Origin of the sequence: Halomonas sp. DN3 (assembly GCF_024137905.1) — a bacterium.
GTDB classification, from domain to species: domain Bacteria; phylum Pseudomonadota; class Gammaproteobacteria; order Pseudomonadales; family Halomonadaceae; genus Halomonas; species Halomonas litopenaei.
In genome coordinates this window covers 3343154-3367119 of record NZ_CP099965.1, presented here as the reverse complement: position 1 = coordinate 3367119, position 23966 = coordinate 3343154, and the positions used below count along the sequence as shown (strand labels likewise).

The following is a 23966-nucleotide window of genomic DNA, read 5'->3' as shown; positions in this document are numbered from 1 at the left end:
ATGAAAGAGCAATTCGCGCAAGCGTGGGAAGGGTTTACCGGCGGCGATTGGAAGCAGGACGTCAACGTACGGGACTTTCTGCTGGCCAACGTGACCCCCTACGAGGGTGACGAGGGCTTCCTGGTCAGTGAACCGGCCGCCAGCACTCGGAAGCTCTGGGACACTGTCATGGAAGGCGTCAAGCAGGAAAACGCCAGCCATGCGCCGCTGGACTTCGACACCTCCCTGGTCTCTACCATCACCGCGCACGACGCCGGCTATATCGACCAGAGGCTCGAGACCATCGTCGGGCTGCAGACCGAGGCGCCGTTGAAGCGGGCGATCATGCCCAATGGCGGTATCAAGATGGTGGAGAGTTCGTGCCAGGCCTATGGCCGTGAACTCGATCCTCAGGTCAAGAAGGTCTTCAGCGAATTTCGCAAGACCCACAATCAGGGCGTGTTCGACGTCTACACGCCGGACATCCTCAAATGCCGCAAGTCAGGGGTGCTGACCGGGCTGCCGGATGCCTACGGTCGCGGACGCATCATCGGCGATTACCGCCGGGTGGCTCTCTACGGCGTTGACTTCCTGATGCGTGACAAGCAGGCGCAGTTTGCCTCGCTGCAGCAGCGCTTCGAGCAGGGCGAGGACCTGGAAGCGGTGATCCAGCTGCGTGAGGAAGTCGCCGAGCAGCACCGTGCACTGGGCCAGCTCAAGGAAATGGCCGCCAAGTACGGTTTTGACATCTCGGTACCGGCTGCCACCGCCCAGGAGGCCATTCAGTGGACCTACTTCGGCTATCTTGCCGCGGTGAAGTCCCAGAACGGTGCCGCCATGTCACTGGGGCGTACTTCCAGCTTCCTCGATATCTACCTGGAGCGCGACCTGCGCCAGGGCGTGATCGACGAGGTCCGCGCCCAGGAGTTGGTCGATCACTTCATCATGAAGCTGCGCATGGTGCGCTTCCTGCGTACCCCAGAGTACGACGAGCTGTTCTCCGGCGATCCGATCTGGGCCACCGAGTGTCTGGGCGGGATGGCGCTGGACGGACGCACCCTGGTCACCCGTACCAGTTTCCGCTTCCTCAACAGCCTCTACACCATGGGCCCGAGCCCGGAGCCCAACCTCACGGTGCTGTGGTCCGAACAGCTGCCCGACGGCTTCAAGCGTTACTGCGCCAAGGTGTCCATCGACACCTCGTCGATCCAGTACGAGAACGATGACCTGATGCGTGTGGACTTTGCCTCCGATGACTACGCCATCGCCTGCTGTGTGTCTCCCATGGTGATCGGCAAGCAGATGCAGTTCTTCGGCGCCCGGGCCAACCTGGCCAAGACCCTGCTCTACACGATCAATGGCGGCGTCGACGAGAAGCTGAAGATCCAGGTGGGCCCCAGAAGCGAGCCGATTGCCACCGAGGTGCTCGACTTCGACGAGGTATGGGCGCGCATGGATGGCCTGATGGACTGGCTGGCACGCCAGTACGTGACCGCGCTCAATGCCATCCACTATATGCACGACAAGTACAGCTACGAGGCGGCGCTGATGGCGCTGCATGACCTCGACGTCAAGCGCACCATGGCCTGCGGCATCGCCGGGCTGTCGGTGGCGGCGGACTCGCTGTCGGCGATCAAGTACGCCAAGGTACGCCCGGTACGTGACGCCGACGGCGTGGCGGTGGACTTCGAGATCGAGGGCGACTACCCCTGCTTCGGCAATAACGATCCGCGCGTCGACGATATCGCCTGCGAGCTGCTCGAGACCTTCATGAACAAGATCCGCAAGCTCAACACCTACCGCGGCGCTGAGCCGACCCAGTCGGTGCTGACCATCACCTCCAACGTGGTCTATGGCAAGAAGACCGGCACCACGCCGGACGGTCGTCGCGCCGGCGAACCCTTCGCACCGGGTGCCAACCCCATGCACGGGCGTGATACCAAGGGCGCGGTGGCGTCGTTGACGTCGGTGGGCAAGCTGCCCTATGCCCACGCCAAGGATGGTATCTCCTATACCTTCTCCATCGTGCCCAGAGCGCTGGGCAAGGACGAGGGCGCCCAGCGCAGCAACCTGTCCGGCCTGCTTGATGGCTACTTCCATCACAGCGAGCGCCAGGAAGGCGGCCAGCACTTGAACGTCAACGTGCTCAACCGCGAGATGCTGGAAGACGCCGTGGTCAATCCGGACAAGTATCCCCAGCTGACCATCCGCGTGTCCGGCTATGCGGTGCGCTTCAACTCCTTGACCGCAGAGCAGCAGCGCGACGTGATCTCGCGGACCTTCACCGAAACGCTCTGAGCCGATAGTCGTCTCGCCCGGGGCCGCGACAGTGGCCCCCTTCCGGGCTCCGGGTCACACCCGGAGCCCCTTTTGATGAGGAGTCCCGATGTCGTCGAGCACAGGTCGTCTACACCACCTGGAGAGCTGCGGTGCGGTGGATGGTCCCGGCATTCGCTTTCTGGTGTTTCTGCAAGGCTGCGTGATGCGCTGTCAGTACTGCCATAACCGTGACAGCTGGGATCGCCAGGGCGGGCGCGAGGTGACGGTGGACGAGATCCTCACCGAAGCCAGGAGCTATCTGCCGTTCATGCGCGCGTCGGGGGGCGGTATCACCTGCACCGGTGGCGAGGCGTTGCTGCAACCGGCATTTGTCCGCGACCTGTTTCAGGCGGCGAAGGCCGAGGGCATGCACACCTGCCTCGACACCAACGGCTACGTCTGTCACTACGATGAGGTCCTCGACGAGCTGCTCGCTGCCACTGACCTGGTGCTGCTGGATCTCAAGCATCTCGACGAGGGCGTGCACCGTGAGCTCACCGGCATCCCTCGACGCCGCCCCCTGGCCTTTGCCCGTCACCTGGCGGCGATCGGCAAGCCCACCTGGATTCGTCAGGTGATCGTGCCGGGTTTTACCGACAGCGAGGCATCCATGCACCTGCTGGGGGAGTTCATCGAGACCATGGACAACGTCGAGCGTATCGAGCTTCTGCCCTATCACGCGCTCGGCGAGTACAAGTGGCAGGCGCTGGGAGAGCGCTATCCGCTGACGGGGGTGGAGCCACCGAGTGGTGAGACCATGCAGCGTCTGGTGACGATCGCCTCTCAATATCACCCAGAGGTCGTTGCTGGCTGAAGCAAGTCATCGACCCTTCGAAGAAGGTAGCGAGCCCCATCACTTCACGGTGATGGGGCTCGCTGTCTTGCGGGGTCGACAGGGATGGCAGCGTCCTGGGCGTCAGTCGCTCAGTTCGCCCCTGCGGCTGGCGGCGGCGGTGAACAGTACGTCGGTGGACGAGTTGAGGGCGGTCTCGGTGGAGTCCTGGACCACGCTGATGACGAAGCCGATGGCGACCACCTGCATTGCCACGTCGGCGGAGATGCCGAACAGGCTGGCGGCCATGGGAATCAGCAGCAGCGAGCCACCGGCCACACCGGAGACGCCGCAGGCGGCCAGGGCCGAGACCACGCACAGCAGCAGGGCGGTGACGAAGTCCACGCTGATGCCCAAGGTATGGGCGGTGGCCAGCGTCATCACGCTGATGGTGATGGCAGCACCGGACATATTGATGGTGGCGCCGAGCGGAATCGAGATGGAGTAGGTGTCCTCGTCCAGCTTCAGACGCTTGCACAGCTCCAGGTTGACCGGAATGTTGGCTGCGCTTGAGCGGGTGAAGAAGGCGGTGATGGCGCTACCGCGCAGGCAGCTGAAGACCAGCGGATAGGGGTTCTGGCGAGTGGCCAGGAAGACGATCAGCGGATTGGTCACCAGGGCGACGAACAGCATGCAGCCGACGATCACCGACAGCAGTTGGGCGTACTCCAGCAGCGCAGCGATACCGGCTTCGGCCAGAGTACCGGCGACCAGTCCGAAGATGCCCAGCGGTGCCAGGCGAATGACCCAGCGCACCAGGGTCGATACCGCCTGGGACAGGTCCTCGATCATGCCCTTGGTAGCGGCACTGGCGCTGCGCAGCACCAGGCCGAGGCCGACGGCCCACACCAGAATGGCAATGAAGTTGGCGTCCATCAGTGCGCTGACCGGATTGGCCACGGCGCTCAGCAGCAGGTTGCGCAGGATCTCTACCACGCCGCCTGGCGGATTGCCGCTGGCCTGGGCGGTATTCAGGGTCAGTTCGGTGGGGAAGGCGAAGCTGGCCACTACCGCCACCAGCGCCGCCACCAGGGTGCCGATCAGATACAGCACCAGCACGCTGTGGATCTGGGTCGGCTGGCCGCGCTGATGGCCGGCGATGGCCGCCATCACCAGCACGAAGACCAGTACCGGGGCAATCGCCTTCAAGGCCGAAATAAATACTTGGCCGAGTAGCGATACCGAGGTGGCGAACTCGGGGGAAAGGGTGGCGACGGCGATACCACAGAGGATACCGATCACGATCTGAGGGATCAGCCCCAGACGATTCAGCGCCTTGAAGGGGGCGCTCAAGGAGGTGGACATGGCTCTGGTCTCGAAGCGTGGAGTGTGCATCGACCGTCGCGTCAGGACGGATGGGCGTCGGCTTGTGGCCGGAAGGAGCGCGATTCTATCACCACCGGTCATCGCCAACGGTTCGACTTAAGCATGATATCAGGAGTAAGAATCTGGCATGGATCAGCAGTTGGATAGATGGTGTGGCTGCATTCCAGGTGTCAGCTGAAAATATTGACTGGGTCGTGAAGATGTTCGGCCCGATGGCAGCAAGCCCCGCCTGATCGGCTGGGCTCGCGTGGGGGAGGAGGCGTCTTTCGAGAAAGGATGTGGCGCGAGGCTGGGACATCGAGGGGATGCTGCTGGAATCTTGCCACCCGTGTCTGTCTACCAGGGTTTAGCGGGCGTCGATGAGCGCCTGGGCCAGTTCGCGGGTCAACGCGAGAACGGCCTGGGTGCCTTCGCCGGGGGAGTCGCCGCTGGCCTGGGCATCGATCAGCGCCGAGCCTACCACCACGCCATCGGCGAAGGCGCCGATCTGCCTGGCCTGGGCGGCGGTGCGAATACCGAAACCCACGGCGATGGGAATATCGCTGTGCTCGCGGATCCGCGCGACTTCCTGCTGCACGCGCTCGGCGCTCGGCGCAGCACCGCCGGTGACGCCGTTGCTCGAGACGTAGTAGAGAAAGCCTGAGGTATTGGCGAGTACGCCCGGCAGGCGTCGGGCGTCGGTGGTGGGGGTCGCCAGACGAATGAAGTTGAGCCCGGCTTGATTGGCAGGCAGGCACAGCTCGTCGTCGTGTTCCGGCGGCAGGTCGACCACGATGAGACCGTCGACGCCGGCAGCCTTGGCCTGATCGAGAAAGCGTGTCACGCCACGGGCGTAGATGGGGTTGTAGTAGCCCATCAGCACGACCGGTGTCTGTTGATCGGTCCGACGCAGTTGGCGGACCATCTCGAGGGTCTTGTCCATGGTCTGGCCGGCATCCAGCGCCCGGCGGGTCGCATGCTGGATGGCGGTGCCGTCGGCCATGGGGTCGGTGAACGGCATGCCGAGTTCGATCACATCGGCGCCGGCCTCGCCCAGGCCCTTGAGGGTCGCGAGGCTGGTGTCATAGTCGGGATCACCGGCGGCGATGTAGGTCACCAGGGCGGCGCGTCCCTGCTGGCGAGTCTCGGCGAAGCGACGTGCGAGGCGCCCCTCGGCAGTAGTGGTCGTGGTCATGGTCTCTCTCCTGGAATCCGGGGTGTCAGTCCTGCTGGTCGGGCTTTCCCAGGCCCAGTTCATCGGCAAGACATTCGGTGGCGGTGGCCATGTCCTTGTCGCCGCGGCCGCTCAGGTTGACCACCATCAGATGATCCGCCGGCAGTCGCGGGGCGCGCTTGATCACCTCGGCCAGGGCGTGGGAAGACTCCAGCGCCGGGATGATGCCTTCCTTGCGACACAGCAGGGTGAAGGCGTCCAGCGCCTCACGATCGGTGGCCGCCACGTACTCGGCGCGCTCGATGGCATGCAGCCAGGCGTGTTCGGGTCCGATGCCGGGGTAGTCGAGGCCGGCGGAGATGGAGTGGGCGTCGCTGATCTGGCCCTCGTCGTCCTGCAGCAGAAAGGTACGGTTGCCGTGCAGCACGCCGGAACGTCCACCCTTGAGGCTGGCCGCATGGCGTGGGGTGTCGAGGCCTTCGCCGGCCGCCTCGACGCCGACCAGCGCCACTTCAGGGTCGTCGAGGAAGGGGTGAAACAGGCCCATGGCGTTGGAGCCGCCGCCGATACAGGCGACCAGCGAATCCGGCAGGCGTCCTTCCTTGGCGGTGATCTGGTCGCGCACCTCTCGCCCGATCACCGACTGGAAGTCGCGCACCAGCGCTGGGTAGGGGTGGGGGCCGGCCACGGTGCCGATGATATAGAAGGTGGAGTCGACGTTGGTGACCCAGTCTCTCAGCGCCTCGTTCATGGCGTCCTTCAGGGTACCGTCGCCGGCGGTGACCGGAATCACCTTGGCGCCCAGCAGTTGCATGCGCTGTACGTTGGGCTGCTGGCGATGGATATCGGTGCTGCCCATGTAGATGACGCAGTCCATGCCGAAGCGTGCGGCGACGGTGGCGGTGGCCACACCGTGCATGCCCGCGCCGGTCTCGGCGATGATGCGACGCTTGCCCATGCGACGGGCGAGCAGGATCTGGCCGAGGGCGTTGTTGATCTTGTGGGCGCCGGTGTGCATCAGGTCTTCGCGCTTGAGATAGATGCGCGCGCCGCCCAGATGCTCGGTCAGGCGCTCGGCGAAGTACAGCGGACTCTGGCGTCCGACGTAGTCGGCCGACAGCGAGGCCAGCTCGTCAGCGAAGCTCGGGTCCTGGCGTGCGGCGTCGTATTCCTGCTCGAGATCCAGAATCAGCGGCATCAGGGTCTCGGCCACGAAACGACCGCCGAAGTCACCGAAGAAACCACGAGGGTCGGGTCCGTGACGGAGGCTGGGAGTTGGGCGTTGCTGGTTCATGACGGGCTCCAAGGCTGACCAGGCGCGATCTGCGCCCCGAATGGCATGGACAGCAGCGTAGCGCTGCATAAGGCCGGAAAAAATCGAAATAACGGCCAGGATGTGTGAGAAAATCTCACCAGTTGAGGAGCTGCAAGACCACTTGGCCCTTCACTGTGGTCCCGAATGCGGCCGTGAGCCGTGCCCCGGAAGTCCGCCCGCACGGCACGCGGTGGCACCATCAGCTGACCTCTGGGCGCCGGGTCACACCAGGCCCAGACAAGACAAGCCCAGCCCAGACAAGCTAAGACAAGCCCAGACAAGACAAGCCCAGAAAGACAAGCCCAGAAAGACAAGCCCAGAAAGACAAGCCCAGAAAGATAAGACAAGACACCCCATGCCAAGCCGGGAGAGACGCTCGCCATGACATCGCACAACCAGGACGTCCCGTTGCCCTCGCTCAGGGCGCTCAGGGCTTTCGAGGCGCTGGCGCGCCACGGTAGCGTGTCGCGGGCGGCGGCCTCGCTGCACCTGACCCATGGTGCGGTCAGTCGTCAGATCAAGCTGCTCGAGGACCAGTTGGGGGTTGCCCTGGTCGAGAAGGAAGGGCGGGGGTTGAGACTAACCGATGCCGGCCGTGAGCTGGCTGACGCCGCCGGCTTCCATCTTGGCGCCCTGGCACGGGTCTGCGCCGAGGTCGCTCGCACCAGCGTCCAGTCGCCCTTCGTGCTGAGCTGCCCAGGCTCCTTCCTGGCGCGCTGGTTCATTCCTCGACTGGCCCGCTTGAAGCAGGCTCTGCCGCAGTTGGAGTTGCATCTGACCGCCGGTGAGGAAGGTGTCGCGACGCTATCCGGGGTCGATGGTGTGCTGCGCTTTCAGCGCTTGCCGGAAGGGGAGCCGCCGGGCGAGGTCACCCGTATCCTCGGGCAGGAACGCATCGGTCCCGTGCTCAGTCGTGAGCTTGAGCTGCATCGGTCCGGCGGGGCTACAGCAAGCCCGCCCGACCCGCGGGTACTGCTCGGCCAAGCGCTGTTGCATACCCGTTCACGTCCTTCTGCCTGGGGGGACTGGAGTCGCCGCCAGGGGATCGCGCCGGAGCGGCTGACGATGGGCCAGGGCTTCGAGCACCTCAACTACCTGCTGGAGGCGACCCTGGTGGGGCTTGGGGTCGGCATTGCGCCGGACTACCTGGTGGAAGAGGACGTGCGCACAGGGCGCCTGGTGGCGCCTTGGGGCTTTGTCGCCACCGACGCCTGCCTGGTGCTGGAACTGGCAGCCGGGCCTAGGGGGGCGCGCCATCCGCTGGCAAATGATCTGGCCGACTGGTTGGCGGCAGAGCTGGCCGAAGCGCCGGTGCTGGGCTGATACGAGGTGCTGGGCTGATACGAGGTGCTGGGCTGATACGAGGTGCGAGCCGGCAATGATGTGGCTTGCCGCGCTGTGAACGGCTGCTTGGTCGCGCTGCTGCGTGCTGGTGGTAGGGCAGGATGTCCGAATGCAGTCGTTATTAATGTTATGTTATAACGTAGTTTTTTATCAGACTGAACCGGCGGTGAAAGGATGAATGACGCACAGATCGAGGCCAACCAGGCCGTCAACGACACAGTCAGCGATACGGTCAACGACACGGTCAGCGACACAGACGCCCGGGGGAGGGAGCCCATCGACGATCCACAAAGGCTGTCGGATGTAGCCTTGCAGCAGCTGAGCCAGGGCGCCGCCCTGGACTGGGTCGGCATGGAGGGCATCGCGCTGCCCGTCGAACTGGCGGGACAGCGGATCGAAGCCAGGGTGAACGCAGGGGTCAGTCTTGACGCCCCGGAGGCCCGCGGGATTCATATGTCGAGGTTGTACCTGGCGCTTGAGGAGCTGACCGAAGAAGCGCTGACGTTGCCTCGACTGGACGCCTGCCTGGCACGCTTTCTCGACAGTCACGAGGGTCTCTCCCGGTCTGCCAGCCTGTCTCTCGAGGGACGTTTGCTGTTGAAGCGTCCGGCGTTGGTCAGCGACCTGGCTGGCTGGAAGGCCTACCCCTTTCACCTTGAAATCGAGCAACGAGGTGGCCTGCGGTCGGTAATCCTGCGTCTGGAGGTGGGCTATTCCTCCACTTGCCCCTGTTCCGCGGCGCTGGCGCGTCAATTGATCCAGCAACAGTTCAACCGTGACTTTGCCGCAGAGCCTCATCCGGCGCGTGATGAGGTGCACCGTTGGCTGGGACGGGAGTCGGGGATCGTGGCGACGCCTCATAGCCAGCGCAGCCAGGTGATCATGGCGCTCAGGCTGGGCCTCGAGGTCGAGGACGTCCCCATGGTCGAAGTCATCGACAGGGTGGAGCAGAGCCTGGGCACGGCGCTGCAGACCGCGGTCAAGCGTCCCGACGAACAGGCCTTTGCATTGGCCAACGGGCAGAACCTGATGTTCTGCGAGGACGCCGCGCGCCGCGTGCATGGTTGCCTGATGACCATCCCGGGCATCGATGGCTTCGAACAGAAGGTGATCCATGCCGAGAGCCTGCACGCCCACGACGCCGTGGCCCGCAGCAGTTGGCGCTGGTAGCGTGGGCAAGTACCTGAAGCGGCCTTGCCCTTGTATGGCCGGCCGGCAGGCTAGCGAGGATGCGTGCTGTGATCTGGTAGCGTGCGCAAGTACCTGAAGCGCACTTGTCCTTGTAGTGCCGGCCGGCAGGCTAGCGAGGATGCGTGCTGTGATCTGATAGCGTGCGCAAGTACCTGAAGCGCACTTGTCCTTGTATAGCCGGCTGGCAAGTTCGCGAGGATGCGTGCTGTGATCTGGTAGCGTGGGCAAGTACCTGAAGTGCACTTGTCCTTGTAGAGCCGGCCGGCAGGCTAGTGAGGATGCGTGCTGTGATCTGGTAGCGTGCGCAAGGGCCCGAAGCGGTCTTATCCTGGTATGGCCGGCTGGCAAGCCAGCAAGGATATGTGCTTCGGCACGCGTAGGAGACCACTTGGTGGGAGGGCAGGTCGAAACAGGGGTTTGAGACGTGGTTTTATAGGACGGAACACACCGTTCAGGGCGTGGTCATGACAAGGCCATGAAACATCCATGACGTTGCGAAAACAGCACGCCATTGTTGCCTGGTGGGTAGACGCGTCCGTGTCGACTGGTGTCTCCCGAGGGTCGTCTTTCACCATGGAAGGGTAGTAGAGAGGCGCTTCAGGTTTCTAAACGTGACGGTTTGTGTCTTTTGCTTTACTCTTTTCACATCATCGGTAGCTGATTCAGCATATAAGCGAAGATTGCTTCCACGCCCAAGCAGGTGGCCATAGGGGGAGATGTGAGATATTGCTGGCGACTCATGGTCCTGGGGCTGACACTGGCGTCGCCCCTGTCGATGGCGCTCGAACAGCCCTCGGGCACGCCTTTGTTGAAGGTGTCCGGTGACATCGGGGTCACCAATGTCGGTGATCAGGCCTGGTTCGACCGCGACATGCTCGAGGCGCTGCCCCAGGGCACGATCACGACCCATCTCCCCTGGTTTGACGGTGCCTCTGTCTATCAGGGGCCTCTGCTCGAGGGGCTGCTCGATGCGGTCCAGGCGCACGGTACCGAGCTGCGTGTTTCCGCATTGAACGATTTTGTGGCGTCGGTTCCGGTGCAGGATGCCTCGACCTTCAACCTTGTGCTGGCGATGTGGCGCGATGGCGAGCGCCTGGAAGTGCGCAATCAAGGGCCCCTGTTTGTGATTTATCCCTTTGATCAGCATCCTGAAATCTACAACGCTGTCTACCTGACGCGGTCCGTCTGGCAGGTGGAGTCCATCGATGTCCACTGAGCCGCCGGTGGCCGAGGTCAGATTATGCTGAAACTGCCGTATCGCTCGAGGGTGGCGGCCACCGCAACGGTGCTGTTTTTTGTCGCGGCACTGGTGGCGGGAGGCCTGACCTTCGATCGGCAGCAGGAATTGCAGCATCGCATCCTCGATACCGTCACCTGGAACCTCTACCAGTTCGATCGCATGGTGCGCGAAATGCGCATTCAGGCCGCCGAGGTCAGCGCGGATGATATCGATAGCCTGGTCCTCGACTACGAGATTCTGCACGGACGAAGCGACTTGTTGCGTCAGGGGCAGACTCGGGACTTTCTGCGTCAGACCAGTGCCTCCCAGGAACTGTATCGGCGCGCGGAGCAATTGATCGACGATCTGGGGGGGCGAGTCGAGCCTCTGGAGCAGGGGGGGCGCCTGCTCGACGACGACAGGGATGCACTCAAGCAGACCCTGGGGCAGTTGCAGAACGTCAGTCGCGACATGCTGTTGCAACACAAGGCCAGTGTGGCCGAGTTGCGCACCCGAGATACCCAGTCGATGCTGCGTCTCTATGGTGTCGTACTGGCCTGCATCGTGCTGATCATGGTGACCGGTACCGTGCTGGTGCTGGCGCTGATGCGTGAGGGGCGTGCCCACACCCTCAAGGCGGAGTTGCTGCAGGCCCAGTCGCGAGCATTGAAGGAAGCGGTGGAGCGTGCCGAGAACGCCAGTCGCGCCAAGTCCGATTTCATGGCGATCATGAGCCACGAGATGCGCACTCCGCTCAGTGGCGTCATGGGCATGACCGATCTGCTGCGCGACGAATCCCTGAGCGATCAGGGCAAGCGTCATATCGAAGGCCTGGAGGCCAGCGCGACGGGACTGCGCTCGGTGATCAACGATGTACTCGACTATACGCGGCTGGAGACCGGCCGGATCGAGGTCGAGCGCGAACTGTTTGCGCTGCGCCATATGCTCGACCAGACCACCCTGGGCTATCGTTCGCAACGCCTGGGCGATGTGCAGTTTCTGATGCGCCTGGCCCCGGACCTGCCCGCTTGCGTGGAAGGAGATCAGCATCGGCTGCGCCAGGTACTGCAGAACCTGTTGAACAACGCCTTCAAGTTCACCCGCCAGGGGTTCGTGATGTTGAGGGTTTCCTGTGCCCAGGATCAGCGCATTGCCTTCGTCGTCTACGACACCGGGTGCGGGATATCTCAGCTGGATGTCGAGCGCATCTTTGAGCCCTTCGAACAATCCGATCCGGTGATGGCCAGGCGTCATGACGGTGCCGGTCTTGGCCTGCCCATCGCACGTAGCCTGGTGCGCGCCATGGGGGGCGACCTCAAGGTGGACAGCCAGCTGGGCAGCGGTTCCAGATTCTGGTTCGAACTTCCCTTGCCCGCCAGCGATCAGAAAGAGGAGAAGGTCGAGGTGGCGTCTGCCCCGGCGCCGCTGGCGCCGCACCATGTGCTGGTGGTGGACGACAACCTTCTCAACAGGGAGCTGGTGGCCAGTATGCTGGCCCGCCTGGGCCAGTCCTGCGAAGTCGTGTCCAACGGCGAGCAAGCGCTGCAGGCGCTGTCACAGCGTGACTTCGATCTGGTGCTGATGGATCTGCAGATGCCGGTCATGGATGGTCTGGAGACGACCCGGCGCTGGCGCGAGCGGGAAGCGGCGATCCACCGTGGTGATGGCGACGACGACGCTCGGCTGCCGATCATCGCGGTGACGGCCAACGTTCTGCCGGAACATCGCCGGGCCAGCCGCGAGGCGGGGATGGATGACCTGATCGGCAAGCCTTTCACGCGTCAGGATCTAGGCCAGGTGCTTGGTCGCTTTCCCTCTCGGGTCTATCCCTCCCTCGACCCCGACGAAAACTTCTGGACGACTCCGAGTACATCCGCCCACGAAGGGGCCTCCGCGCCCAGCCAGACGGCGACGGAAGAAAGAGTCGCCAGTGCCGACCTGCTGTCGCGAACGACGCTTCAAGAGTTGCGCTCGATGGTCTCGGCGGATGCTCTGGAGCGCATGGTACGCGGCTACCTGGCCCGCTTTCCTGCTCGCATCGCGAGGCTCTACACGGCCCACGAAGAAAGGGACTTCGACATGCTGGTCGGTGAGGCCAGGGAGCTTCATCATGCGTCAACCACCCTGGGGTGCACGGCAGTGGTCGCGGTGGTGGAGGCGATCATCGAGCACGGTGAGATGGGCCGTCACGAGCCGCTGGTGCCGCTGATCAAGGAACTGGAGGACATCGGCACCCGCACCGGTCTTGCCTGGCGAACCACCGGAGTGCTCGACAGCTTTCGCTGAATCCTGAGCGTGAATGCCTTCCCTGGCCGTTGAACTGGCAGTAGCATGTCGCTGGTACGGCAAAAATTCGTCGAGAATGCCGATTTTCAATGGGAGAGGCGTCATGGGATGGCGAACCATCGCGTTGGTGATGCTATGGGGAATGGTCGGACAGGCTCTTGCGCTGGACGCCCCCGGTGGCAGGGTGATCCTCGAGGTGGGTGGGCGCATCTCCGTGACCAATGTGAGTGATGAAGCCCACTTCGACCGCGCCATGCTCGAGGCGCTGCCCCAGCATGTCGTGGTGACCGGCAATCCCTGGATCGATGGTCAGTCTCGCTTTGAGGGGCCGCTGCTCAGCGATGTACTGGCGGCGGTGGAGGCCGAGGGCGACGAGCTCAGGGTGGCCGCCATCAAGGACTACGAGACGCTGATGCCGGTGAGCGACGCCCACGAACATGGCGTGATCCTCGCCATGCGCCGCGATGGAGAGCGCATGAGAATCCGCGACAAGGGCCCCTTGTTCGTGGTCTATCCTTTCGACGACCAGCCGGAACTCAAGACCAATATCTACTTCAGTCGATCTGTCTGGCAGGTCGCCCGCATCGACGTCAACTGAGTTCTCATGGCCCATCGTCTGCGCATCAGGATTCCTGCCATTGCCGCCGTCGTCTTCATTGTCGCCGTGATGGTGACAGGAGGGCTGATCTATGACCGCAACAAGGCGATCTACCACCGAGACGTCGATACCGTCACCTGGACCCTGTATCAGTACGATCGCTCGCTGCGCGATCTGCGGCTGGCCATCTGGGAGCGCGGCGATAGCCGGCTGGACGAGACCCTTTTGGATTTCGAACTGCTGTACGGGCGCTTCATGGTGCTGCTGGAGGGCCAGACGAGCAACTTCCTGGATCGCTACGAGACCGGTCGTGAGCTGATCGACGAGCTGGATCGTGGCATGCAACGGCTGGATCGACGCTTCATTGCGGTGGCCGATGGAGACGTTGCCTATGACGCTGCACTGCGACGCGAACTGATAGAGCGTCTCGGCGAAGCGCAGGAACTGAGTCGGCAATTGATGCTGCATCATGGTCGAATCGCCGCAGAAGAGCGCAGCGCGGACATGGGCGTGCTCGGGCGATTGTACATCGCAGTGCTGATCTCGATCCTGCTGTCGCTGATCGCCGGTGGCGTGCTGATTCGTGCGCTGGTGAAGGAGGCGCGTCAGCATCGCCACAAGACCCATTTGCTCGAATCCCAGTCCGAAACCTTGCGCGAGGCCTATCAGCGCATGGAAGTGGCCAATCGCGCGAAGTCCGACTTCATGGCCATCATGAGCCATGAAATCCGCACGCCACTCAACGGCGTGCTGGGTATGGCCGAGCTGCTGCATGACGAGCCCTTGAGTGATCAGGGGCGCCGTCAGATAGAAGGGCTGCGTGACAGCGCCGCTGGGCTGCGTTCGGTGATCAATGACGTGCTCGACTACACCCGTATCGAGGCAGGGCACCTGGCGGTCGAACGTCAACCCTTCCACCTGTCGAGAATGCTGGAGCAACTCGCGACCGGCTATCAGACCCAGAGCCGCAGCGGGGTGCAGTTCCTGATGCGTGCCGCTCCCGCCTTGCCCACCTGGGTCGATGGCGACGTGCACCGGCTGCGCCAGGTGCTGATGAATCTGCTCAACAACGCCTTCAAGTTCACCGAAAGTGGCTTTGTGATGCTCCGGGTCTCCGACAATGGGGACGGCCGGCTGACCTTCATGGTCTACGATACCGGCTGCGGTATCGCCCAGCAGGACCAGCAGCGCATCTTCGAGCCCTTTGCCCAGACCGACACCGCCCTGTCACGCCGTCATGAGGGTGCCGGCCTGGGGTTGGCGATCTGCTCGCAGCTGGTCGCGGCCATGGGCGGAGAGCTCAAGGTGGAAAGCCAGCCGGAGTCCGGCAGCCGATTCTGGTTCGATCTTCCCTTGCCGGTGGTGGCGGGGGTGGAAGAGGGGGCTGCCAGCACCGGGCAGCAGGAGCCGCTGGAAAGCCAGCACGTGCTGGTGGTCGAGGACAATGCCCTCAATCGCGAGCTGGTGGCCGCCATGCTGACCAGACTGGGACAGACCTGCGAACTGGTGGGCAATGGCGAGCAGGCGTTGGAGGCCCTGGGCCAACGACGTTTTGATCTGGTCTTGATGGACATGCAGATGCCGGTGATGGACGGGCTGGAGACCACGCGTCGCTGGCGCCAGCACGAAGAGGCTCTACGCGAACAGGGCCAGCGGATCCAGCGTTTGCCGGTCATCGCGGTGACCGCCAACGTCATGCCCGAGCATCATCGCGCCTGTCTCGATGCGGGAATGGACGACGTCATCGGCAAGCCGTTCTCGCGCAAGGAGCTGTCTGCTGCGCTGCGCCGTTACAGCCGGGTGCACGCGGCACCGAGCTCCGCTGCCGCGAGTCCATCAGGTGGCGACAATGCCGGCAGGGGGGGCGATGGCAGGGGTTGCGATGGCAGGGCGAGTGGTCCGGACCGCGGCCTGGATAACGAGACCTTCGGCGGTACTGTCGAAGCGGCACCCGCCGTCGTTGCCCCGATGCTCGAGGATCGGCTCCGGATCGACGAGACGCTGCTCGCCGGAGACACGGTAGAGGAGCTGCGTCAGGTGATGTCGCCCCAGGGCCTCAGTCGCATGGTGGCCAACTATCTGCAGCGTTTCCCGGAGCGGCTCGAGCAGATGCGAGAGGCGCTGTCGGTCGGCGACCACCAGGCACTCGGTCAGATTGCTCATGACGTCAAGGGCGTGTCTGCTTCGCTGGGCTGCCAGGCCCTGGAGGCGCAGGCCGCCCGAGTGGAGCGCATGGCAAACGACGGCCAGCAGGCGGAACTCGAGACACAGCTCGAGATACTCGCCCGGCTGGGCCCGGCGACCGGCCAGGCTCTGCGATCGGCGGGGCTGTTGCAGACCTGAAAGCGGCCCTGGGCGGGACCCTTCGATGAGGTGACGTCCCGCCGCTGGCGGGGCCTAGACGTCGCCGGGAGCCACGCCGCTGGCCCAACGTTCGTCCGGATGCACCTCATTGGCCGGCATCACCGGATCGTAGCCCTCATGGCGCAGGGCCTCGATGACCTCTCGGGTATGTTCGCTGCCCAGCGTCTCCAGGGTGGCTTCGACCTCGGTGGCGCGCAGCGACAGGTCGGTGAAGGTACGCTGGTGGGTGATGCTGATGACGTTGGCACGCTGCTCGGCGAGCAGTTGGGTCAACTCCGACAGCGAGCCGGGTACGTCGGAGATGCCCACGCGAACGCGCACGATGCGACCAGAGCGCACCAGGCCGCGCTGGATCACCGACGACAGCGCCTGCATGTCGATATTGCCGCCGCACAGGACCAGCCCCACCTTGCGACCGCGGAACCGCTCCGGCTGGCTCAATACGGCAGCGAGTCCCGCCGCACCGGCGCCTTCCGCGACCGTCTTCTCGATCTCCAGGAACATCAGGATCGCCCGCTCGATGGTGGCCTCGTCGACCAGCAGGATGTCACTGACGTGCTCGCGCACCAGTTCTCGCGTGATCTTGCCGGGCTGCTTGACCGCGATCCCCTCGGCAATGGTAGCGAGGCTGCAGTGGATCTTTTCACCCGCCAGCGCCTGCTGCATGGCGGGAAAGCGGGCGGTCTGCACCCCGATGATCTCGATGTCGGGATTGAGTCCCTTGGCGGCCACGGCATTGCCGCCGATCAGGCCGCCGCCGCCGATGGGGATGACCAGCGCATCCAGATCCGCCACGTCTTCGAGCATCTCCAGCGCGATGGTGCCCTGGCCGGCAATCACGCGCTCGTCGTCGTAGGGGTGGACGAACACATAGCCGTGCTCCTCGGCCAGGCGAGCCGCGTAGTCTCCGGCCTCGTCCACCCCATCACCGACCAGGTGCACTTCGGCGCCAAGGGCCCGGGTATTGCTGACCTTGAGATTGGGGGTGTGGCGCGGCATCACGATGACCGCCCGGATGCCTAGCCTTGAGGCGTGGTAGGCCACCGCCTGAGCGTGGTTGCCGGCCGACATGGCGATGACCCCCCGCTGGCGCTCGTCTTCGGACAGGGACAGCAGGTGGTTGAGGGCGCCGCGTTCCTTGAAGGCGGCGGTGAACTGGTGGTTCTCGAACTTGATGTACAACTCGCAGCCGGCCAGCCGCGACAGCGTGGCGGAATGCAGAAAGGGAGTACGGGCGATATGGCCGACGGTCGCATCGGCGGCACGTCGAATGTCTTCAAGGGTCACACTCATCCGGGATCTCCAGCGGGTAACAGACAGATGGCCGGAGGTCGTCCGGCACAAGGTGTCGCCGGCGGGGTCGCCGGCTCGATCCGAGAGCCTGGCGTGGCCGGCATTGCCGAGGGGAAGGGCGGCGCTCAGTCGGTGGTAGCCGGGTGAGTCGCCGCCTGGCGCATTCGACGGCGCAGGGCGGTCGCCAGGCCGAAGACGTGGTCGTCTTCGCCTCCCATGGCATGCAGGGCGTCTGCCAGGTGCAGCAGGTAGTCGCTGTTGGGGCCGCTGGGGCCATGGGCGTGGGCGATCTGCTCGGCGATGCTGTCATCGGAGGCGTCACCGAGATAGGCCGGGTTGGCATCACCGGCGATGTAGACCAGCCCCTCGGCGGTCCTGGCGGTGGTCAGGCCGTCATCGTCGAGCGGGTCATCGACATCAGGCTGATCGTTGTCGGCGAGATCGTTGTCCAGAAAATGCAGCGTGACACGCTCACGCAGATAGCCGTTCTTTTCACGCAGGTCCAGGGGGGCCAACACCTCCGGCCCGATCAGGTAGGCCATGCCCAGGCACCGCGAGCCCGGCTGGTGGATCAGCGTCGCGACGCGACCAGGAGCCTCAGGAGTGCCGCGATGATCGTGGGAGCCCTGCCAGAACCGGCGGGCGTAGCCTTCGATCAGCGCTGGACGACGTGCGCGATAGGCGAAGTCCGCCTTCCAGATCAGCGAGCCGTAGCCGAACAGCCAGATCGCCTCGCGAGAGCCGAAATGGTCCTGGCGTCGATTGGCTTCCCGGGTGTCCACGCTGACAGGCATTGGCCGGTTGGAAGGGGAGTCCTGCGGGTGCATCGAAGATCCTTGTCGAATGAAGTCAGACGGACTGGTGGTGCTCGAGTCGATACCGCCACGCCGTCACTGCGCCGGGCAACCGGTTTGTCAGTACAGGAGGCGCGGGTATGATGGTGAGCGCCACGCAAGAAGCCACGAGGGCCAGGTTCCTTGGACCGCCAATAGGCAAATTATCAGCTCCGAAGGCCAGGATGAAGTCCGAATGTCCTGGTCCCTCTTTCGGGTGACGGCCGGTGGCGGCGTCCTGGCACTCCGACAATGATTCATGCAAGACCGAGAAAAAGGAAATGAGGCCATGAGTTTTACCGTCTATCTGTCCGGTGAGATCCATACCGACTGGCGTGAAGAGATCAAGCAGGGAGCCAGAGACGCCGGGCTCGACGTGGTGTTCACCCAGGCGGTGACCGACCATGATGCCAGCGACGCCGCCGGAGACATGCTGGGTGTGCCGGAAAGTGGCTTCTGGCGGGATCACCAGTCTTCCAGGGTCAACGCCATCCGGACCCGGACCCTGATCGAGCAGAGCGATCTGGTGGTGGTGCGCTTCGGTGACAAGTACAAGCAGTGGAACGCGGCCTTCGACGCCGGTTACTGCTCGGCTCTCGGCAAGCCCTATGTGACGCTGCACGGCGAGGACATCGTACATCCGCTCAAGGAGGTCGATGCCGACGCCCAGGCCTGGGCCACGACCACCGACCAGGTGGTAGAGATCCTGCGCTACGTGCTGCGGGACTGATGTCGGCGCTGCCTCGAGCCTCGCACGATGGCATCCACTGGCGAGGGTGGGCACTGCCATTGCCCAAGCCCTTGGCTTCAGCGATAACGCTCGGGGCAGTAACGACATGGCCCGGGATCCTGAAGGAGGATCCCGGGCCATGTTTCAGGGGCCTTGGCCCCTGGCTGGACGTCCCGTCTGGTGACGGCAGAGGTCGACAGCGCTGTATCAGGCGTTCTGGTCGATGAACTGGGTCAGCTGGGACTTCGACTGGGCACCTACCAGGGATGCCACCTTGGCACCTGACTTGAACAGCATCACGGTGGGGACGCCACGTACGCCCTGCTCGGCGGCGATTTCCGGGGCATCATCGACGTTGATGCTGACGACCTTGAGGGCGCCGTCACGCTCCTCGGCGACTTCATCGACCACCGGTGCCATGACCTTGCAGGGGCCACACCAGGGAGCCCAGAACTTCAGCAATACCGGGGAGTCGGCCTGCAGAACTTCCTGCTCGAAGTTGGCATTGGTGACATCGACATTGTTAGCCATGTGTTTCTCCATCTACGTTGCGCTTCATCGAGCGGAATGTGGGACATGTCTGCCATGTCCGGTGGGACGATGGTAGCGGTCGGCCCATACGCTGGCAAATATTGGGTCGATAGTTTCTTAGTCAGCTTACGAATCGCTGCATCTCATCTCATTATGCTATAAAGTAATCACAAAGGTGGTTTTTTATGGCGCTTTGGCATGTTGTCATGCCCGAGGTCCAGTGCTTGAACCCGGGCAAGGACGCTGTCACGCCGCCAACGCGATGGCTCCAGTCTAGTCCGCTTCCGCGACCACCGTGCCAATCCGTCGACTTCGGACGAGGTAAGCCCCGGCCATGAAATTACAGCAGCTGCGCTATATCTGGGAGGTTTCCCGCCACAACCTGAATGTGTCGGCTACCGCTCAGAGTCTTTTTACCTCTCAGCCAGGCATATCCAAGCAGATTCGTCTGCTGGAAGACGAGCTTGGCGTAGAGATCTTCGCGCGCAGCGGCAAGCACCTGACTCGCGTGACACCCGCAGGGGAGGCGATCATCGAGCTGGCAGGCCAGGTGCTCAGGCTGACCGCCAACATCAAGGATGTGGCCCAGGAACACAGCGACGAGCGGCGGGGGAGCCTGTCCATCGCCACCACCCATACCCAGGCGCGCTACTGCCTGCCGCCGGTGATCCAGAACTTTACCCAGCGCTACCCGGATGTCGCCCTGCATATGCAGCAGGGGACGCCCAAGCAGATCGCTCAGATGGTCAGCGAGGGACAGGCCGACTTCGCCATCGCCACCGAGTCGCTGGAACTGTTTAACGACCTGGTGTTGCTGCCGTGTTATCGCTGGAACCGCTGCATCCTGGTGCCGCGGGATCACCCCCTGGCCGAGGTCGAGCGTCTGGGACTCGACGAACTGGCCAAGCACCCGCTGGTGACCTACGTGTTCGGTTTCACCGGACGCTCGCAACTCGACGACGCCTTCCGTGCCCGTGGACTCTCTCCCAATGTGGTGTTGACTGCCGCCGACGCCGATGTGATCAAGACCTATGTGCGTCTGGGGCTGGGGGTCGGCATCGTGGCCCACATGGCGGTGGACGAGGTGCTCGATGAGGATCTGGTGGCGCTGGACGCCAGCCATCTGTTCGAGAGCTCCACGACCAAGATCGGTATCCGCCGCGGCACCTTCATGCGCGGCTACATGTATGACTTCCTTCAGCAGTTTGCCGACCATCTGGACCGTGATCTGGTCGACGCTGCCCTGGCAGCGGGACCGCGCCATGAACACGCGCTGTTCGAGAAGATCAGCCTGCCGGTGCGCTGACCGCGGCGAGGTGGCGCCAGGCGAGCTTCACTGACGTCACCATGAACGGCGTCGCCATGAACGGCGTCGTCATGAACCGAACGGCCCCGGACTCAAGCGAGTCCGGGGCCTTTGCGATCTTGTGAGGATGTGCAGCCAGGTACCTCAGAACGTCAACTGGTGGCCGCCTGGGGCAGGTTGAGGGCATGCAGCCCGCATTCCTTGCCACCCTGGTCTTCCCACCACCAGCGACCCTCACGTTCATGCTGGCCCGGCAGAATGGGGCGGGTGCAGGGCGCGCAGCCGATACTGACGTAGCCCTTTTCGTGCAGGGCGTTGTAGGGCACATCGAAGGAGCGAATGTAGTTCCACACGTCTTCGCTGGTCCAGTGGGTCAGCGGGTTGATCTTGTAGAGGGGTTGATCGTCACTGCCGAAGGCGGTGTCGCGCTCGGCGATCTGCAGCTTCGAACGGGTGCCCGGGCTCTGGTCCCGACGCTGCCCGGTGACCCACACCGGCAGGCCTGCCAGGCGCTGGCGCAGTGGCGCTACCTTGCGAATGCCGCAGCACTCGTGGTGACCATCCTGGTAAAAGCTGAACAACCCCTTCTCGGTGGTCAGCGCCTGCACCGCCTGTTGATCGGGGAAGCGAATATCGAGCTCGATATCGTAGTGATTGCGCACTCGTTCGAAGAACTCGTAGGTCTCGGCGTGCAAACGCCCGGTGTCCAGGCTGAACACCTTGACCTTGTCCCTGGGCGCCACCTTGAGGGCCAGGTCGACCAGCACCACGTCCTCGGCGCCGGAGAATGACACGGTCAGTTCGCCGAAGGCCTCGTAGGCGGCTTTCAGGATATTCTTGGGTGTCGCCTGGTCATTGGCCAGGACGAACGCATTGGGGTCAAAGGACGTCACGGCGACCTCCACTGGGGGTTTTGCCGATACCCTACCAAAACCCGGCGCCATCGCCCCAATATCGATTGGTTCGGTTCTTATATAGCGTTTATCGATTAGCGGTAAGGTTTCTTATTACCATTTGGCAGGTGTGCCCAGGGCGGCCATCAGATGGCGAATCTTGTCCTGGGTCTCTGTGTACTCGGCTTGCTCCTGGGAATCCGCGACGAGACCGCCGCCGCCCCAGATGTGCAGGCGGCCGGCGTCGGCGACCAGGGTGCGGATGGCAATGGACGTATCCATATGGCCACGCACATCGACGTAGCCGAGGCTGCCGCAGTAGGCGCTGCGCCGATCCGGCTCAAGTTCGTCGATGATCTGCATGGCGCGAATCTTGGGGGCACCGGTGATCGAGCCGCCGGGGAAGGCCGCTTCCAGCAGCTTGAGCGGTGGCGTCTCGTCGGGTAGGCGACCCTTCACCACGCTCACCAGATGGTGAACATTGGCGTAGCTTTCCAGTCCGCAAAGCTGGGGGACCTTGACTGTCCCTGGCTGGCACACGCGGCCCAGATCATTGCGCAACAGGTCCACTATCATCACGTTCTCGGCGCGATCCTTGATGCTCGAGGACAGCTCCTGTGCCAGGGCAGCATCCTCCTGCTCATTGGCTCCCCGTGGGCGCGTGCCCTTGATGGGACGCGTCTCCACCTCACCCTGGCGGCTTTCGATGAAGCGTTCGGGGGACAGCGACAGCAGCGCCTGTTCACGCCCTGCACGATGCCAGGCCATGAAGCCGGCGAAGGGGGTCGGGGTCGCGTCGCGCAGGCGCAGATAGGCCTGCCACAGGTCGCCCTGGTAGTCCGCCGAATACCGTTGAGCCAGATTGATCTGGTAGCAGTCCCCGGCATGGATGTAGTCCTGCACCCTGGCGAAGCGATCGCGGTAGTCCGCTTCGGTCAGGTTGGAGGTAAATACGGAGCTTAGCGAAAAGTCGCCGGCAGGAGTCCGTGTCGCCAGCCACGCCTGCACCTGCTTGCGCCGCTCGGGGGAAGCGACGAGATGGCAGCGGCGTTCCTGGTGGTCCTGGATCAGCGCCCAGTCGTACAGGCCGAGTCGGGCCTGGGGCAGGGCGGTGGCGGTCCGTGAAGGCCCTTCGATTCTCGCCAGTTGCCGGCCCAGATCGTAGCTCCAGAAGCCGATCAGACCGCCGACGAAGGGCAGCTCAAGCTCCTGGCATGGGCGAGGCAGGCGCTCGAGCAGGCGCTGCTGGGCGTCGAAGGCACAGCCGTCGAGGGCGGTACCGCTGGAGTCTCTGGGCTGGCCGTGCTGATCCACCTCCAGCCATTCGATAGGGTCGCTCGACAGGATGTCGAATCGTCCGCCGGGGGCCTGGGGCCGGCCGCTGTCCAGCAGCACCGCCCCGGGCCTCGAGCGCAGGGCCTCGAAATAGCGCAGGGGGGTCGCGTGGTAGGGCAGGGAGGTGGTCTGGAGCTCGGCGTTCATTCGGGGCCTCGGGCGTTGCAGGCGGCATATTCTACGGGCAACGACAGGGCTTGTCGTTGGGCAAGGATGGCGTGAGTCAACGCTGCATTGTCGACAGGACAAGGAAGATGGATGGCATTGTCTACAACCAATGGTTAAGGTTGTGAGCCCGATCAGGCCATTGACCCGCGCCTTGGCGTATCTTACATTTCCGTTATCCCAACATTGTCGACAATGATCCCATGACCAGCGCCGAATACGAGACCCCCGCCACCCCCGAAGTCAGAACCCTCGCCGAGCGGGTCTTTCATCAATTGCAGGACGCCATCGTCCGGGGAGAGCTGGCGCCGGGCAGCAAGATCACCGAGCCGGGACTGTCCAAGGCCTACGGTATTTCTCGCGGGCCGCTGCGCGAGGCCATGCGACGGCTCGAGGCTCACCGGCTGATCGAACGGGTACCCCATGTGGGTGCCAGGGTGGTCAAGCTGTCGATGAAGGAGCTGATGGAGCTGTTCGACGTGCGCGAGGCGCTGGAAAGCATGGCTGCCAGGATCGCCGCCGAGCATATGACCGCCAGCGAGATCGCCGGCCTCAGGGAAGTGCTGGCGGTGCACGAGAAGCAGGCCGATCTGGCCAGCGGTGAGGCCTACTATCAGCGCGAGGGCGACCTCGACTTCCACTATCGTATCGTGGTGGGCAGCCACAATCGCATGCTGATGGCCCTCTTGTGCGACGACCTTTACTACCTGGTGCGGATGTACCGCACCCAGTTCAGCGCCAGCGGTGCACGTCCGCAGAAGGCCTTCGTCGAGCACCACCGTATCGTCGACGCCATCGAGGCGGGTGACGCCGAACTGGCGGAGCTGCTGATGCGCCGCCACGTCAGCGCCTCCCGCGAGAACGTGATGGCGCGCTACGCCGCCTCGCTGGAAGGTCGCGATGAACCCCAGGTGGTCGCCGGCAACGGCCTTGCGACCTGATATCACTTTTTTT

Annotated in this window: 19 protein-coding genes; 11 read left to right on the top strand and 8 right to left on the bottom strand. The window is 63.7% G+C overall.

Features of this window, described 5'->3' with window-relative positions; translation table 11 throughout:
- Positions 1-2277, top strand: a complete 2277-nt coding sequence (gene pflB / locus NKF27_RS14595; RefSeq protein ID WP_253552658.1) for a formate C-acetyltransferase — start codon at positions 1-3, stop codon at positions 2275-2277.
- Between the two features lie 88 nt (positions 2278-2365).
- Positions 2366-3112 (top strand): pyruvate formate lyase 1-activating protein, encoded by a 747-nt coding sequence (pflA, locus tag NKF27_RS14590; RefSeq protein WP_253552657.1) that lies wholly within the window; start codon positions 2366-2368, stop codon positions 3110-3112.
- Between the two features lie 102 nt (positions 3113-3214).
- On the opposite strand, the gene sstT is transcribed toward pflA, so the two are convergent.
- The 3 genes from sstT to trpB form a co-directional block, all read right to left on the bottom strand.
- Positions 3215-4435 carry a serine/threonine transporter SstT gene (sstT, locus tag NKF27_RS14585; protein WP_253552650.1) on the bottom strand — a complete coding sequence of 407 codons (1221 nt, stop codon included), beginning with the start codon at positions 4433-4435 and terminating at the stop codon, positions 3215-3217.
- A gap of 367 nt (positions 4436-4802) precedes the next feature.
- Positions 4803-5630 carry a tryptophan synthase subunit alpha gene (gene trpA, locus NKF27_RS14580; RefSeq protein ID WP_253552648.1) on the bottom strand — a complete coding sequence of 276 codons (828 nt, stop codon included), beginning with the start codon at positions 5628-5630 and terminating at the stop codon, positions 4803-4805.
- 25 nt (positions 5631-5655) lie between these two features.
- On the bottom strand, positions 5656-6903 hold the full coding sequence (trpB, locus tag NKF27_RS14575; RefSeq protein WP_253552639.1) for a tryptophan synthase subunit beta: 1248 nt from the start codon (positions 6901-6903) through the stop codon (positions 5656-5658).
- Between the two features lie 402 nt (positions 6904-7305).
- On the opposite strand from trpB, the gene NKF27_RS14570 reads away from it, so the two are divergent.
- The 6 genes from NKF27_RS14570 to NKF27_RS14545 all read left to right on the top strand — a co-directional run bounded on the left by NKF27_RS14570 (position 7306) and on the right by NKF27_RS14545 (position 15905).
- A complete protein-coding gene (locus NKF27_RS14570; RefSeq protein ID WP_253552638.1) occupies positions 7306-8247 on the top strand; it encodes a LysR family transcriptional regulator in 942 nt (313 codons plus the stop codon).
- A gap of 195 nt (positions 8248-8442) precedes the next feature.
- A complete protein-coding gene (gene folE2, locus NKF27_RS14565; protein WP_253552636.1) occupies positions 8443-9438 on the top strand; it encodes a GTP cyclohydrolase FolE2 in 996 nt (331 codons plus the stop codon).
- 796 nt (positions 9439-10234) lie between these two features.
- Complete coding sequence (locus NKF27_RS14560; protein WP_253552628.1) at positions 10235-10675, top strand: oxidoreductase; 441 nt, start codon at positions 10235-10237, stop codon at positions 10673-10675.
- Between the two features lie 24 nt (positions 10676-10699).
- Positions 10700-12964 (top strand): ATP-binding protein, encoded by a 2265-nt coding sequence (locus NKF27_RS14555; protein WP_253552621.1) that lies wholly within the window; start codon positions 10700-10702, stop codon positions 12962-12964.
- Between the two features lie 103 nt (positions 12965-13067).
- Complete coding sequence (locus tag NKF27_RS14550) at positions 13068-13562, top strand: molybdopterin-dependent oxidoreductase (RefSeq protein ID WP_108133826.1); 495 nt, start codon at positions 13068-13070, stop codon at positions 13560-13562.
- 6 nt (positions 13563-13568) lie between these two features.
- A complete protein-coding gene (locus tag NKF27_RS14545; protein ID WP_253552619.1) occupies positions 13569-15905 on the top strand; it encodes an ATP-binding protein in 2337 nt (778 codons plus the stop codon).
- Positions 15906-15959: 54 nt separating this feature from the next.
- Here the strand turns inward: NKF27_RS14545 and NKF27_RS14540 are convergent, their stop codons facing one another.
- Both NKF27_RS14540 and NKF27_RS14535 read right to left on the bottom strand, forming a co-directional pair.
- Entirely contained in the window at positions 15960-17219 is a 1260-nt protein-coding gene (locus NKF27_RS14540) for a threonine ammonia-lyase (protein WP_124803013.1), read from the bottom strand.
- Positions 17220-17344: 125 nt separating this feature from the next.
- Entirely contained in the window at positions 17345-18046 is a 702-nt protein-coding gene (locus NKF27_RS14535) for a gamma-glutamylcyclotransferase (RefSeq protein WP_253552617.1), read from the bottom strand.
- A 295-nt stretch (positions 18047-18341) separates the two neighbouring features.
- On the opposite strand from NKF27_RS14535, the gene NKF27_RS14530 reads away from it, so the two are divergent.
- On the top strand, positions 18342-18782 hold the full coding sequence (locus NKF27_RS14530) for a YtoQ family protein (protein WP_045993777.1): 441 nt from the start codon (positions 18342-18344) through the stop codon (positions 18780-18782).
- A 207-nt stretch (positions 18783-18989) separates the two neighbouring features.
- Here NKF27_RS14530 and trxA read toward each other — a convergent pair whose 3' ends face one another.
- Positions 18990-19313, bottom strand: coding sequence for a thioredoxin (trxA, locus tag NKF27_RS14525; RefSeq protein WP_045993776.1), 324 nt, complete (start codon positions 19311-19313; stop codon positions 18990-18992).
- A gap of 334 nt (positions 19314-19647) precedes the next feature.
- Here trxA and cysB point away from each other — a divergent pair, with 334 nt between their 5' ends.
- Complete coding sequence (gene cysB / locus NKF27_RS14520; RefSeq protein ID WP_045993775.1) at positions 19648-20619, top strand: HTH-type transcriptional regulator CysB; 972 nt, start codon at positions 19648-19650, stop codon at positions 20617-20619.
- Between the two features lie 152 nt (positions 20620-20771).
- Here the strand turns inward: cysB and NKF27_RS14515 are convergent, their stop codons facing one another.
- Both NKF27_RS14515 and pabB read right to left on the bottom strand, forming a co-directional pair.
- Complete coding sequence (locus tag NKF27_RS14515; RefSeq protein WP_253552615.1) at positions 20772-21512, bottom strand: phosphoadenylyl-sulfate reductase; 741 nt, start codon at positions 21510-21512, stop codon at positions 20772-20774.
- Between the two features lie 114 nt (positions 21513-21626).
- Positions 21627-22994 (bottom strand): aminodeoxychorismate synthase component I, encoded by a 1368-nt coding sequence (gene pabB, locus NKF27_RS14510; RefSeq protein WP_253552607.1) that lies wholly within the window; start codon positions 22992-22994, stop codon positions 21627-21629.
- 221 nt (positions 22995-23215) lie between these two features.
- Between pabB and NKF27_RS14505 the strand changes: the two genes are divergently transcribed.
- Positions 23216-23953, top strand: a complete 738-nt coding sequence (locus tag NKF27_RS14505) for a GntR family transcriptional regulator (RefSeq protein ID WP_253552605.1) — start codon at positions 23216-23218, stop codon at positions 23951-23953.
- The last annotated feature ends 13 nt before the right edge of the window (positions 23954-23966 follow it).